The sequence below is a fragment of the Venatorbacter sp. C2-1 genome (assembly GCF_022832715.1).
GTDB lineage: Bacteria > Pseudomonadota > Gammaproteobacteria > Pseudomonadales > Oceanobacteraceae > Venatoribacter > Venatoribacter alkanivorans.
Genome location: NZ_CP094879.1, coordinates 3,961,181 through 3,975,160 on the forward strand (window position 1 = coordinate 3,961,181; position 13,980 = coordinate 3,975,160).

The window sequence follows — 13,980 nt, forward strand, 5'->3', positions numbered from 1 at the left end:
CTATCAGAGGTTGTTCGTATCGTCCTGATACTCACCCTGCGGGCTTAGCTCAAATCTGCTCCCGGCAGATTTGTCTCGTCCGTCTCGTGCGGGCATAAAAAAACCGACATGACGTCGGTTTCTTTAAATGGCCCAGAGGATGACCGTCGTCGCAAGCTCCTCCGTTCGCAAACTCACACGATTGTCACACAGGCATCCTGCCTTCGTCCCTGCGGGCGCCTGCGGCGGACCAAATTGCTCCCGGCAATTTGTCGAACCTGAGAGTCCGAACCAAGTCTCTCCGTCTGGCGGTAAATAAAAAAGGCTCCTGAATCTGTGCGTTTTATACACACAGATTCAGGAGCCTTTTTTATTTAATGGCCCGCCCGAGAGGATTCGAACCTCTGACCTCTGCCTCCGGAGGGCAGCGCTCTATCCAGCTGAGCTACGGGCGGTTTACGTATGAGCAACTTGAGGCTCAGGTCGTAAGTGCCCGCATTGTATACGTTTTTTTCGGGCGGCTCCATAGGTGGAGCTGGTGCGGCAAAACAAGCGGCAGAGCGGCGGTTATCAGCGCTCTGCCGCGGTCATTACAGCGCCTTCATTACAGCGCCGGGTTACCGCAGCCGGCCGGGATGGTGAGGGTCTTGCCATCCAGCTGAATACGGCAGTCACTGCTTACGTTGTCTGCAGCCTGCATGGCTGGCAGGTTGGCGGTGGTCAGCAGGTCGGCAGCATCGGTCCGTGGTGTGGTGGCAACCACCTGATTACCGGGCAACGGGCTGCCGTTACGCAGGTGGGCATACATCTGGTCGAGTGCCTGGCCAAAGTAATAATGCAGGCCGACGTAGCGGGTTTTATAACCCGGAAACAGGCCATTCAGCAGGTCGAGGTGGTGGGCATTGAGCACTTCGACATAGCGCAGGTCGTTATTGGCTTTGCTGCCCAGACTCTGGTTAATGGCGAAGTACGGCCGTGATGAATGATTCAGCGGAATAATGGCATCGGCACGCCCATGCACAATGACCGTCGGTACGTTCAGCTTACGCGGGTCAGCGCTTACTTCGGCGATACCGGCCGCTACACGCTGGGCTTTGGTCTCGTCAGCAGCGTTAGCTCCTGAAGCCAGATCGCGCAGGCACAGGTGTCCGGCGAGGTTCTGGTCGGCACTGGCGGCGCGATCTTCGCTGCCGGTTTTATTGTCGATCAGCACGATACCGCCGGTTGGTGGAATACCGTTGCCTGAGGCAAACAGGTCGGCCAGCTGGGTGGTGGTGGCGGAAGTCGGCGCCAGGGGCCCAAATGCCATTGAGAAGTCGCACAGATTATCGCTTACACCAAAGCGGCCATAAGCATTGGCGTAGGTAACGGCAATGGATTGCGGCACTTTGATGGTGCTGTTGGCGTGCTGGGTAAAATCCTGTTCCGGCACCAGGCCGTAATCGCGCAGCTGCTGCTGTGCATCGGCTGCCAGTTCGGCATCGTCGGCACCGCTGATCAGACCGGCACTCTGCAGCGCATGGCAACGGGCAACGCTGCCACTGCCCACGGCGGCAGCATCGGCACCCACACTGGCGCAGGGCTGCAGCACACTGAGCAGGCTGGTGTAGTCGTACAGGCTGCGGCCAAGCTGATTCCACTGATAACTGCCCTGCTGCACACTGTAACCGGTAGCCAACGCCTGAGCTGGCTGTACATTAGGTTCCGATACCACCACAGCGTCGATCAGGCCGCTGCTGTCGAGTTCTGCGGCACGCAGTGAAGCCCCACCACCGTTGGATACACTGGCGGCAATCACCAGCGTGTTGTTGCGGCGCAACACCTGCAGGTTTTTACCGGCGTCATTTTCACGGCCGAAATTCTCCGGCAGATTCAGCACGTACATCGCGGCCTGAGCTGCCTGCAGCACAAACAATCCCCAGTCTTTTTCCGGGTTGGCACCAGAGTGCGCGTGTTTATAAGCCACACGGGCAGGATAAGTGGCACTGAAATCATCCAGCCCGGCATCGCTGGCGGTAAAGTGCGAGGCCGTACCAGCTGCCGTTGCACTGGCCAGGGTACCGTCGGCCAGTATCACGGTATCGGAGTCCAGATCGTGTGCGCCGTTACCGGTGCCTTTATCGGTCAGCGCTACCGCACAGCCGTTATTCAGCCCCCATTCGGCCGAGGTGCCGATGGCCCCGTATACCCCACGCGAACCGGATGAAGCGCCCACCACCAGACAGGCATTATGCGGATCAAAGCTGGCAGGAATCTGCACGGCAACGGTCACGTTACGCTGCACACCGTCGCCACTGTCGGTGAGGAAAACGTATTCTTTACCGGCGATTTTTCCGCCGTGGGCCTGCACTTCTCCCCGATAAATATTAGGGCCGTACAATCGCCCGAAGCCGCCTTCGGTGGTGGTATCGAGCAGCGCGCGGTAATTGCTGTAAATGGCTTTACGGCGCAGCTCTGCGGCCGTCGGATGTTGCGCGTCGGCATAGGCCGGTGCAGCACCCTGTAAACCACTGACGCCAAGGCCGGCGGTCAGCAGATCATCACTGACGCCATCGTATTCCACCGCCGTCAATGTGCCCTGAATAAAATCCGGGCGGATATTAAATGGGGTGTTATTGTCATCGCCGCCACAGGAGGCCAGCAGAACAGCACCGGTGAGGGTCAGCAGGTGAATGGGGTATCGGGCAAACATAGGCAATCTCCGTTGTGTTTATTGTTTTCCGGATACCCGCCGGGACAGCACCTCCGCCGGGTATAAACGGTACGGCGAAATCAGAGGCGCAAACCGCCATCAACCTCGACAATGCGGCCACTGATATATTCATTTTCCAGCAGATATTGCAGCGTGTGGGCAATATCATCAGCCTCGCCCATACGCTGCAGCGGAATCTGACGGGTCATTTTTTCCAGCGCTTCCGGTTTCATATGCGCGGTCATATCTGTAGCAATAAACCCCGGTGCAATACCACAGACACGCACGTTGTAACGGGCCAGTTCTTTCGCCCATACCACCGTCATCGACGCCAGTCCGGCCTTGGCCGCCGAGTAATTCGATTGCCCCATATTGCCGGCCATGGAAATACTGCAGATATTAACGATGCAGCCGCCCCGCTTCTGGCCAACCATCTGTGTGGCCGCCGCACGGGTGCAGAGAAAAGGCGCGGTCAGATTAACGTCAATAACCGTCTGCCACTGGCTGAGACTAAGGCGTTCCGTTACCTCGCCATCACGTACTTTCAGCAGCAGACCATCGCGCAAAACACCGGCGTTATTCACCAGCGCATCCAGCTGACCAAAGTCGCGCACGATAGCGGCAAAGGCATTTTCTACCTGTTGTTCGTCCGCCACATTGCACGGATACGCCGCACAGCAATCCGTGCTGTAACCATGCTCCTGCGCGGCTGCCGCACAATGGGTAAGCGCTTCGCTAAGCTTGTCGGCATTTACGTCCAGCAATGCGACACGGGCACCGCGGGCAACAAGACGGCAGGCCATCGCCAGACCGAGTCCCTGGGCGCCGCCGGTAATAGCAACCACTGCATTGGCAATATTCATGAGCTCTCCTTTATCAGGTAATTATTAACTGCGTACTGCTGGCCGCAGCTGCAGACGCATAGGCTGCGAACGGAAAATCGCTGCCGGCATCGGTCGCAGGTCATCAGCAATTAATGGGGTAAATGGCAGAAAGCGCAGTACATCGCGTTCGAGATCAACGCCCGGCGCCAGCTCACATAATTCCAGCCGCGCTGTACCATCGGTTGCACGCTGCAGGCGGAATACACAGCGCTCGGTGATATACAGCACACGCTGATTCCGGCTCAGTGCATAAGCACCGTTAAAAGTCAGGTGTTGTACCTGGCTGACAAACTTGCCCAGCCCTTCACTGCGCTGGCAATCAACCTCGCCATGATGAATCTGCGGTTGCACACCGCCGGCAAAAAAACTGCCGAGGAAAAACACTTCGCGGGTGTTCTGGCTGATATTAATAAAGCCGCCGGCACCCGCCAGGCGTGAGCCAAAACGACTGACATTTACGTTGCCGCAGGCATCGGCTTCGGCCAGACCAAGAAAGGCCTGATCCAGACCTCCGCCATCATAAAAATCAAACTGCGCCGGCTGATCAACCACCGCCTCAGCATTGGCGACCGCACCAAAACTTAAACCGCCGGCGGGCAGGCCACCGATACCACCGGGCTCAATGGTGAGCGTCAGCTGGTTTAAAACCTTTTCTTCGCTGGCCACCCGCACCACACTTTCCGGCATACCAATGCCCAGATTCACCACTGCCTGATCACGTAATTCCAGCGCCGCGCGACGGGCAATAATTTTGCGGATACTGAGTTCATCGCTGGGCAGATGATCCGACACACGCACGTCACCGCTATAGGCCGGATTATAAAATTCAGCAAAGGTCTGAAAATGCTGATCACCACTGGCGAGCACAATGTGATCGACCAGAATACCGGGAATAACCACCTGCGACGGATGCAGCCGGTGCTGCGATGTCAGGCGCTCAACCTGCACAATCACTTTGCCACCGCTGTTACGTACTGCCTGTGCCAGCGCCAGACTTTCCAGTGGCAGCGCTTCTTTTTCCATGGTGATATTGCCGCGCGCATCGGCAGTGGTGCCGCGTAAAAATGCCACGGTAATAGGAAAGCTTTTATAAAACAGAAATTCTTCTTCACCGATGCAGTGCAGCTGCACCAGAGATTCCGGACTATTGGCATTAATACGTCCACCATCATGACGCGGATCGACAAAGGTATGCAGACCAACCCGGCTCAGCAGGCCAGGTTTTCCGGCAGCGATATCACGGTATAAATGCGAAATAATGCCCTGCGGTAAATTGTAAGCCTCGATTTTTCCTTCCACCGCCAGTTTTCCCAGCGCCGGAACCAGACCCCAGTGACCACCAATAACCCGCCGGACCAATCCTTCGTGGGCAAAATGGTTCAGCCCTTTTTCTTTACCATCCCCCTGTCCTGCGGCATAGACCAGCGTCAGCCACTGAGGGGAGTGCTCCTGCAAAAAACGTTTTTCCAGAGCGATGGCAAGCTTCTCCGGAAAACCGATACCCACAAAACCGGAGGTCGCCAGCGTATCGCCATCCTGCACAAGAGCAGCCGCTTCAGTGGCACTGATAAGTTTCGGAAAATCCTGATAGGACACAATAAAGACTCCGGAAAACTGAAAAATGGCAGAAAAATAACGCTCTGCAACATCACTGAATTCTAGTTTCCGGCAATACTGATAAATACCGTACTTTGGTACGACCAGCGAAAATAAATGAAAAATAAAGTCATAAAAAAGCCGGACATATTACTGCCCGGCCTTTTTTATTATGAAAAATTAATTACAACGGCCAGCCTGATACACACCAGCGCTGCCTGATTTAACCCAGGTGTACACACCGGATACCGCTCCCAGAGAATCATTTCCGCCAGTGCTGTAATACCCCATGCTGTAATACGCACGCCCGGCCTGCTGGTGTGCAAGGTTAGTGCTGTACCAGTCATCGCAGGTATCGGGTTGCGGATCGGGGTCAGACGTACCATTACAGGCTGCCGGTTTTTGTGCATACCAAAGCCCCGCTTCACCTTCGGTCAGGGTAACACTGCCCCAGCTGTCGTAAGCGTAACCAATATCCTGCTGGTCACCATTACTGACAGCGCGCAGACTGAAACTGCCGCCTGCAACCGCACGTCCGGCACTGATATGCGCAGCCGGACTGGTGCTTATTTCGCTGCAGGTTTCCAGAGGTGCATCAGGGTCAATCACTGTAATAATACGGCGTACCGATTTACTGCCCGCGTTGTTTTCTGCACTGTAATCGCAGTGGTATTCGCCAACAGCGGCGGTATTTACATTGCAGGTGGCAGTAACCGTTAATGTACCACTGGCATCACTGCAGCCGGCACCGGCATCACTGAATACGGCTCCCAGATTCAGTTGTTGTGGATTATCGCCATAAATAACACACACCGGCTTACCTGTAGTGCCACCGCCATTACCTGTCTGGCGGTTAAAGAAATCCCAGATAATATCCGGATAGCTGGGGCCGACCCGTACCGACCACTTACCGTTATTGCCGTCTTCACCACCAACCCAGTAATGGCCATGATCGGTATCCTGAGTGTTGGGCGTAGCCGCCGGGCCATTCAGAAAAACCGTTTCAACTACCGATGCACTGCCACTGCTGCCATCCAGTGTGTAGGTATTGTGTACACAGCCATAATTATTCTGGTAGTACGGCGAACAGTCCTGGCTATCAGCCAAGGCTGCCGTTGGATTAGTAAAACCGCTGGCACCAAATACCTGCAGGTGGGCATCGCGGATATTACGCCCAGCCTGGGCCAGCACGGTGCAGTCATTTTCATTTTGCAGCACCATCAGAGGAATAACCCGGTTACTGTCTATTTCGTTGCGCATATCCTCAGCCACCCGTGCAACCGAGTGAAACGTGGCATAACCCGGACACTGGCCGCTGAGCGATACCGAAGCAGAATCTTCACCATAAGGCAGACCGGCAACCGTTGCTGCGGCAGTCCAGTATTCGTTATGTGCCGTTGCTGCAACAACGGTCATGGCACCACCGGAAGAAAGACCGGTAATAAAACGGCGCTGCGGATCAATGCTGTAATCCGCTTCAACACTTTCTGCAATACGTTTTAAATCTTCTACTTCACCACCACCCTGATGGCGTTCGTTATCGAACCAGAAACCCCAGCAGTTTTCATTACGCAGGCCGTCGTAACGGGTAATAAAAGGGGTGACCAGAATAAAACCATAACGGTCAGCAGCTGCCGTCAGCCCCCAGTCGTTCAGTACATCATTCTGATTCTGTTTGCAGCCATGCAATGCCATTACCATCGGCGCAGCACTGCTCAGGCCATCCGGCTGATACACACTGTACTGACGATTTTTGGAACCACTGTAGCTTTCAGCGGAAAAGGTATAATCGGTTCTGGTTCCGGCTTCAGCCAGCATACTGCCTCCCAGTAACAGGGCGGCGGTATAAAACCAGGTTATTTTTTTAATCATGATTCTGCTCCATCGTTATATTTATTGGTGCGCACACAAAGAAAGCTTTGGTGTAACTTCATACTAGGAAGCGATGACAGCAGGCACATCTTACTTTGGTAGGTTCTCCTCCGGTCATATCCGGCGAACAACACAGTAAAAAAGCCCCTGGCGAATAAGGAAGGAGAGCTGACACAAACAATGCCAGGGGATGCGACGGGCGCGAAAAATCTGAGCCGGGGGAGACAAATCCCCGGCTCAGTAAAGAACATCAGAATGCCAGTTTGGCGAACAGATGCAGACGACTGAGTTTGCGGTCTTCAGTCTGAGCATTACCTTCAGCCTTGGCCTTGGTCGCAGAAATAATTTCGGCACCATAGCTTAATGGCTTGTATGGGTTGTAAATCAGGTTGGCATGTACCGAGCTGAAATCACCCATGTCTTTACCGTCAATTTCGCTGCTGGTCTGGGCATAGCGCAGAGTAGAACGCAGGGTATCGGTAAATACATGCTGGTAGGCGACTTTAAATCCGGTCTGTTCCGACAGTTCAATGCTGTCGCCAGAGAAATCATAGGCTGCTACATCACCAAAGTTCATATAGCCACCAAGACCCTGACCGGAGATGACTGCAAATTTAACGTTATCGCCTCCCAGATTAACCCGTCCGGAAAAACGCGCCGCAAGAGCCATCGCAGAATCGTCTTTAACGCCGGTATCGTCATTCAGTTGCTGTGCTAAAACACCGGCAGACAGATGTCCAAAAGAAGTTTTCATGGTGTATTTAGCCACCAGATCCGGCATTACCGGGTCTGTGGAGTTTTTCGGTTTTTCTGCTGCCAGATCCAGAGTCGCATCACCCATCTGGATGCTGTAACGGATCAGGGGCTGACGGGTAAAAATACGTGCTGCGGGGCCACCAAAATCAGCTGTTTCCGCCAGCGCGCCCAGATCCATAAAGGTGGACCAGGTCTGACCGATGGTCAGGTTATTATGCTGCATATAGGCATGACGCAGGTTAAACACATTCTGGCTCGGGCCCGAATACATATCGCCTTCGATCACTGCTTTCAGATCACCCACCGGAGTACCGGTGCTTTTTGAGGTGAAATTCAGGCGTGATTCCCAGGCTGACATATACAGATCGCCTTCTTCATCATCGGCTTCATCGGCATTCAGTGTCAGCAGCGCCTGCTCCCGCAAGCCACCCGTGGCGTCATTTTCAGAATTAAACAGCATGTCTGCTTTTACATAGCCGCTGAAGGTATTTTCAGTTTTAACTTCCGCCTGTGCGGCAACCGCACCAAACAGAGCTGCAGTACATACCGCCAGCGCCAGACGGTTGGCCTTATTGTTATTTTGCATCATGTCTTCCTACCCTTTAGATGATGTGAAATTACGGATCACAAACAACCAGTCTGTATCCGCACAGTGCAGGTAATTCCTGCGGAGCACGATTAATATAGGGCGGGGAAAGTAACGGGTATCCCGTAAAATAGTAGGGACTGTTGTGGTTTATGAGCAGAAAATGCCAATCTGCGCCAGACCGTACTTATCATTGAAAATTCGTTACCAAAACAACCTACTTTAGTAGGTATAGGGGGTGTTAGTGTATTGCCTGCAGGTCAGGACGACGGTTAGAGTCATAACCGGATAACGATAAAAACAAGGCGGGCCCATGTATCAGATACTTATTGCGGACGATCATCCGCTGTTCCGTACAGCGTTGCGTGGTGCGCTTGCCGAGCTGAAAGAACCCTGCAACATCAGCGAATGTGAGACTTTCGATCAGGTTCAGGAAAATCTGCGCTCAGGCGATACCGATCTGTTGCTACTCGATTTAAAAATGCCCGGCAACAATGGCCTTATGGGGTTAATGCGTATACGCAGTGAGCACCCGCAACTGGCGGTTGCTGTTGTCAGCGCCAGCGAAGACCAGTCTGTTATCGGCAGTATCCGCAGCATGGGGGCGCTGGGCTTTATTCCCAAGGCATCATCACCAGTGGAGATCCGCGCTGCCGTTGAGCATATTTTTTCAGGTGGTATCAGCTTCCCCGAATTCAGCCACACGAAATCTGATCTGGCCGAAAAACTGCGCCAGCTCACACCGCAGCAATTACGCGTATTACAGTTTATTGCCGAGGGTGCACTGAACAAACAGATTGCCTATGCGCTGAATATCAAAGAAACCACGGTTAAATCCCATATCAGCGATATTTTCCGCAAGCTGAATATTAATAACCGCACTCAGGCCGCGCTGATTGTGCAGGAGCTGGCGATTCCTGACTGAAAACCCGATCCCTCTAAGTGTATCTGGTCTATAGAAAGAGCTTCCTGTATCTAAACCCAATGCCGAGTAGCATTGCTCCAATCAAAATAATACCATCTGTGTGGATATGGCCTTCCCGTTCAAAGGCGGAGTTGGCGCTGATCTGATGATTTCTTATTTCAGGCTGAAACACCTGATGAACTTTTCTGATGCCAGGATGCGTATGACGATACTTAAAGAAGAATCCGCTCTGTTTGAGCGTTGGAAGGGAAGCAGAAAGGGGTTTGTCGCCGATGGCGTTGTATGCGAAGAGGATTACTTAAGCGCGCCCCTTAAACTTTGCTTTGTGCTAAAAGAGGTTAACGACCTTAGTGGCGGAGGCTGGGATTTGCGAGAATTTATTCGCAACGGAGCCCGTCCACAAAGTTGGGATAATATTACACGCTGGATTCGCTGCATTGAAAGCTCCGGGCTGGATATTCACTGGAAGGATCTGAAATCCGTGACAGAAGATCAGCGGAAGTCAGTCCTGACGCGCATATGCGCGATGAATATGAAAAAATCACCAGGTGGACACACGACTGAGCGGGCGAGCTTTCAAGCAGTGGTTGCCGAAGATCGTGAATGCATACGCGAACAGTATGCCTTGTATCAAGCGGATCTTACGATTTGTTGCGGAACTGGATGGGATTTACGTTGGGCTCTGGGACTCGATGATGTGGAGGTTCTGGAAACCACGAGAGGTATCAAATGGTTCCTTAACGCGGAGCAAAAACCAGTCATTATGTATTCGCACCCCGAGGCCCGTGTACAAAATTCGCTTCTGGTGTATGGCTTAGTAGATGCCGTACGAGAAGTTTTTCGTAACCAGAGTGTCGGTCAGATACCTGCACATTAGTTGTCCGTTAAATCTCGCGGATGTAGATCGGCAAGAAAGCAGACCCCTTCTTCGACGAATTACTCCCTATACCCCATTATCTGATTTAACACCGCACGCAACGCCATCGCCTTAACCGGTTTTTTCAGCAGCTGATAATCCAGCGCCTGAATGCGCTCTTTTACGTCATCGGTATAGTCGGCGGTAATGACCAGACAAGGTACCGGCTGCTGCCAGTGTGGTTGCAGTGCGGCCATAGCGTCCAGTCCGGTTTTACCAAAGTCCAGATGATAATCAACAATCGCCAATGCCGGAGTACGCCCCTGCAGCTTCTGTAACGCTTCTTCGTCGTTAATTGCGGCCACAACCTGATATCCCCAGTCAGAGAGCAGCTCGCTCATACCTTCGGTAATCTGCCGCTCGTTATCAATACACAGAATCAGCTGATCCGTCGATAAACTGACCTGTGCTGCGGCAGGAGTTTCCGGCTCAGGCAGCTGCTCAGTAATAGGAATAGCCATTGTGAAGACACTGCCACGGCCAAGTTCAGACTGCGCCTGAATCGGGTGCTGTAACAGTTTGCACATACGCTGCACAATCGACAGCCCCAGGCCCAGCCCCTTACTGCCATTATCTCCCTGACTTTCGACCCGGTGAAATTCTTCAAAAATCATATGCAGGTCATCCGGCGGAATACCACGACCACTGTCCAGTACCTGCAGGCGCACATGATCACGACTGCGGCGGACGCCGATCAGCACACGGCCACGGTCGGTATAGCGTAATGCGTTGGCCAGCAGGTTCTGCAGAATACGGCGTAGCAGTACAGGATCTGATTCGACCATCAGCTGGCAATCAATAAAACGTAACTCAATACCTTTGCGCTGAAATAACGGCCGGAATTCTTCAACCAACGAGCGTAATACGGAAGACAGGCGGAATATCTGCACATTGGCACGCACAATATCGGCATCCAGTTTGGATATTTCCAGCAACTCATTCAGCAGTGATTCCGCAGAGCTGAGTGAGTGTTCCATATTCTGTGCTACCGGCAGAATATCGGTGCTGAGTTCCGGACAGCGGCTTGCGGCTTTCTGTAACTTATTGATGATGGATGCAGAAAATAACGACGCCGAATTCAGCGGCTGTACCAGATCGTGACCGGCTGCGGCCAGAAAGCGGGTTTTATTACGGTTGGCACGCTGCAGGTCAGCATTAAGAGCCGTCAGCTCCTGCGTCCGTTCCTCAACCCGGTCTTCCAGAATTTCGTTGGCCTTACGCAACTCATCTTCAATATTGCGGTATTCGGTAATATCACTGTATACCGTGATATACAGGTTGGTTGAGATCGGGTTACCGATTAATTCAATATAACGGCGATCGGCGGCGCGGCGTACATAATGCAGCGACATTCGGTTTTCAATCTCGCTCATGCGCATCTGCACCTGAGCTTCCACATCACCTTCACCATAACCACCGGAGCGGGCAATAAAGCGCACCACCATTTCTGCAGAAAGCCCTACGTATAAATAACCCGGGGGAAAATCATAAAGATTGGCAAAGCGCTGATTCCAGGCCACCAGGTTATGATTTTCATCGACGACAGTAATGCCCTGCACCAGACTGTGCAGCACGGAGTTAAGCAGGTCGCGGTTAAACAGTACAACTTCGCTCACCTCTTCCATAAGGCTGTTCAGGTGGGCGAATTGCGGCGATTTATCATCCACCAGATTGTGCAACAGCAAATCGGAGCCACGCCGACCAAGCACAGAACTGAGTAAGCGGTCGGCCGCTTTCAGCATCGATTCGCTGACCACGCCACGGGTAATCAGCCGCCCGGTTACCGGATTGGAAAAGTCTTTAAACAGGGCATCGATTTTTGCCGGATTAATAAAGCGCTGCAGCAGTGCTTTAAGATCATCGGTACGGATTGCATAACGCCGTGGAGCAGCACTGCGCTGCCCGGAAAAAGGTTCAACAAAGCGTTGCGCCTGCTCGATATCAGAGAAACCCGGTTTGTAATACAGCGAGAATATTACCAGAGCCAGGGTATTGGCCATCAGACTCCAGAATGTTCCATGCACCACCGGGTTCATATTATCAAAGCCAAGCAATGCCTGGGGACGTAAAAACTCAAGCCCGAAAGGGCCATCCATAAAACCGCTGTGAACCCAGCCTGCATTAGCTAATACAGGTAAGAACAAACAGTAGAACCACAACAGAAATCCACTCAGCAAACCGGCATAAGCGCCCATGCGGTTCGCTCCCTGCCATATCAGACCAATCAGAATCGGAGGGGCAAACTGAGCAATAGCGGTAAACGACAGAAGACCGATTTCCGACAGGCTATGGAACTGCGACAGCATACGGTAATAAACAAAAGCAAAAGCCATAACAATAACAATGGCAATGCGGCGGATATTCAGTACACGTTCTTTAATATCCCGCGAGTCGCCCTGCAGACGCAGCTTAATCAGCAATGGAATAATGATTTCGTTACAGATCATGGTGGCCAGGGTGATAGAGGCAATAATCACCATCGAGGTGCCGGCCGACAAGCCACCAACATAGGCAAAGGTGGCCAGTTCAGTCTGACCAAATGCCAGTGGCAGCTGTAAAGTAATAAAGTTAAAGGATTCCAGCACATCGCCGTGCATAAATGCAGCCAGTGCCAGCGGCAGCAGAAACAGGTTAATCAGCAACAAATACAGCGGAAACATCCAGCGTGCTGTTTTTAAATCCTGCTCACTGCGGTACTCCACCACAGCGACGTGAAACTGGCGCGGCAAAGCAATAATCGCAATACCACCGATAAGGGCATGGGTAAGATAAACGCTTGGGTTCTCATAGGTAGTCAGTACTTCGTGCAGGTGTTCATTGGCTAATGCTTTGCTGAACAGATCGCCGAAGCCATCATACAAACCATAAACCGCAAAAATACCCACGGCACTCAGGGCAAATAATTTCACCAGCGATTCAAAGGCAATAGCCAGCATCATGCCCTGATGGCTTTCACTCGAGTCCACTGTGCGGGTACCAAACAGAATACTGAAAATGGCCATAACGGCGGCAATAAACAGTGTCGGATCGCTGTACCAGCTGAGCTGAACAGAGGTGGTGTCAGTAATAATCTGAAAGCTTCCCGATACCGCCTTAAGCTGCAGGGCAATATAAGGCACTATACCAAGAATACTGAGTACCGAAATCAGTACAGCCAGTCCACGGCTATGACCAAAGCGTGCTGAAATAAAATCCGATATGGTGGTGCTGTTTTCCTGCCGGGCAATCTGAATAATACGATCAAGAATTTTCCAGCCGACGGTAATTAAAACAATAGCGCCCAGGTAGGTTGGTGCCAGCAGCCAGCCATGCCGAACGGTCTGCTCAACCGTTCCATAGAAGGCCCAGGTAGTACAGAATATTGCCAGAGTCAGGCTGTATACATAGGGCTGCCATGAAGATTTCCGGATACGGTCACCCAGAATAGCCAGAACAAACAGAAAACCCACATAAGCCAAAGAAATAAGACCAACCAGCCATATACTGCTCAGATAATCGATCAAGTGGCACCTCATCTTATTCTTTCAGTCCGCCCCTGCACCATATAACAGGCCCGGCGTTTCGTCACAGATATAGTGACAATTATGGCTGACTATTTCCGTATTTTTTTGTGCATGGCGATATCTGACTGCCTGCCACCTACTTTAGTAGGTATTGCACTTATTTTAATTGTCCCTACCAAAGAAGGATGGAGTGAAAGCCAACCGGTTCATATAGTTTTTTTAATCCTGATCTGTCAGATAACTGACTTTTCAGATTAAAGGAAAATAATAA

The 13,980-nt window shown here is 52.2% G+C and carries 8 protein-coding genes and 1 tRNA gene; 2 read left to right on the plus strand and 7 right to left on the minus strand.

The features are described from left to right. Window positions 1-357 precede the first annotated feature (357 nt). The 6 genes from MT343_RS17830 to MT343_RS17855 form a co-directional block, all read right to left on the minus strand. Window positions 358-434, minus strand: a tRNA-Arg gene (locus tag MT343_RS17830). A gap of 149 nt (window positions 435-583) precedes the next feature. Then, window positions 584-2,671, minus strand: coding sequence for a 3-hydroxybutyrate oligomer hydrolase family protein (locus tag MT343_RS17835; protein ID WP_145467934.1), 2,088 nt, complete (start codon window positions 2,669-2,671; stop codon window positions 584-586). 80 nt (window positions 2,672-2,751) lie between these two features. Next, window positions 2,752-3,534 carry an SDR family oxidoreductase gene (locus MT343_RS17840; protein WP_145467932.1) on the minus strand — a complete coding sequence of 261 codons (783 nt, stop codon included), beginning with the start codon at window positions 3,532-3,534 and terminating at the stop codon, window positions 2,752-2,754. A gap of 24 nt (window positions 3,535-3,558) precedes the next feature. Next, window positions 3,559-5,151, minus strand: coding sequence for an acyl CoA:acetate/3-ketoacid CoA transferase (locus tag MT343_RS17845; RefSeq protein WP_243989428.1), 1,593 nt, complete (start codon window positions 5,149-5,151; stop codon window positions 3,559-3,561). A gap of 180 nt (window positions 5,152-5,331) precedes the next feature. Then, window positions 5,332-7,023 carry an extracellular catalytic domain type 1 short-chain-length polyhydroxyalkanoate depolymerase gene (locus MT343_RS17850; RefSeq protein WP_145467930.1) on the minus strand — a complete coding sequence of 564 codons (1,692 nt, stop codon included), beginning with the start codon at window positions 7,021-7,023 and terminating at the stop codon, window positions 5,332-5,334. Between the two features lie 250 nt (window positions 7,024-7,273). Then, window positions 7,274-8,368, minus strand: a complete 1,095-nt coding sequence (locus MT343_RS17855) for a DcaP family trimeric outer membrane transporter (protein WP_145467928.1) — start codon at window positions 8,366-8,368, stop codon at window positions 7,274-7,276. Between the two features lie 310 nt (window positions 8,369-8,678). Here MT343_RS17855 and MT343_RS17860 point away from each other — a divergent pair, with 310 nt between their 5' ends. Both MT343_RS17860 and MT343_RS17865 read left to right on the plus strand, forming a co-directional pair. Further along, window positions 8,679-9,290: a response regulator transcription factor gene (locus MT343_RS17860; protein ID WP_145467926.1), complete on the plus strand. Its 612-nt coding sequence runs from the start codon at window positions 8,679-8,681 to the stop codon at window positions 9,288-9,290. 106 nt (window positions 9,291-9,396) lie between these two features. Further along, window positions 9,397-10,167 (plus strand): hypothetical protein, encoded by a 771-nt coding sequence (locus tag MT343_RS17865; protein ID WP_222428508.1) that lies wholly within the window; start codon window positions 9,397-9,399, stop codon window positions 10,165-10,167. A 59-nt stretch (window positions 10,168-10,226) separates the two neighbouring features. Here MT343_RS17865 and MT343_RS17870 read toward each other — a convergent pair whose 3' ends face one another. Beyond that, entirely contained in the window at window positions 10,227-13,709 is a 3,483-nt protein-coding gene (locus MT343_RS17870; protein WP_186435844.1) for a hybrid sensor histidine kinase/response regulator, read from the minus strand. Window positions 13,710-13,980 lie beyond the last annotated feature (271 nt).

Excerpts from the sequence above, each read along its gene's own strand:
- MT343_RS17835 (WP_145467934.1), bottom strand. The coding sequence starts at position 2,671 with ATGTTTGCCCGATACCCCATTCACCTGCTGACCCTCACCGGTGCTGTT.
- MT343_RS17860 (WP_145467926.1), top strand. The coding sequence starts at position 8,679 with ATGTATCAGATACTTATTGCGGACGATCATCCGCTGTTCCGTACAGCG.
- MT343_RS17850 (WP_145467930.1), bottom strand. The coding sequence starts at position 7,023 with ATGATTAAAAAAATAACCTGGTTTTATACCGCCGCCCTGTTACTGGGA.
- MT343_RS17840 (WP_145467932.1), bottom strand. The coding sequence starts at position 3,534 with ATGAATATTGCCAATGCAGTGGTTGCTATTACCGGCGGCGCCCAGGGA.
- MT343_RS17865 (WP_222428508.1), top strand. The coding sequence starts at position 9,397 with ATGGCCTTCCCGTTCAAAGGCGGAGTTGGCGCTGATCTGATGATTTCT.
- MT343_RS17855 (WP_145467928.1), bottom strand. The coding sequence starts at position 8,368 with ATGATGCAAAATAACAATAAGGCCAACCGTCTGGCGCTGGCGGTATGT.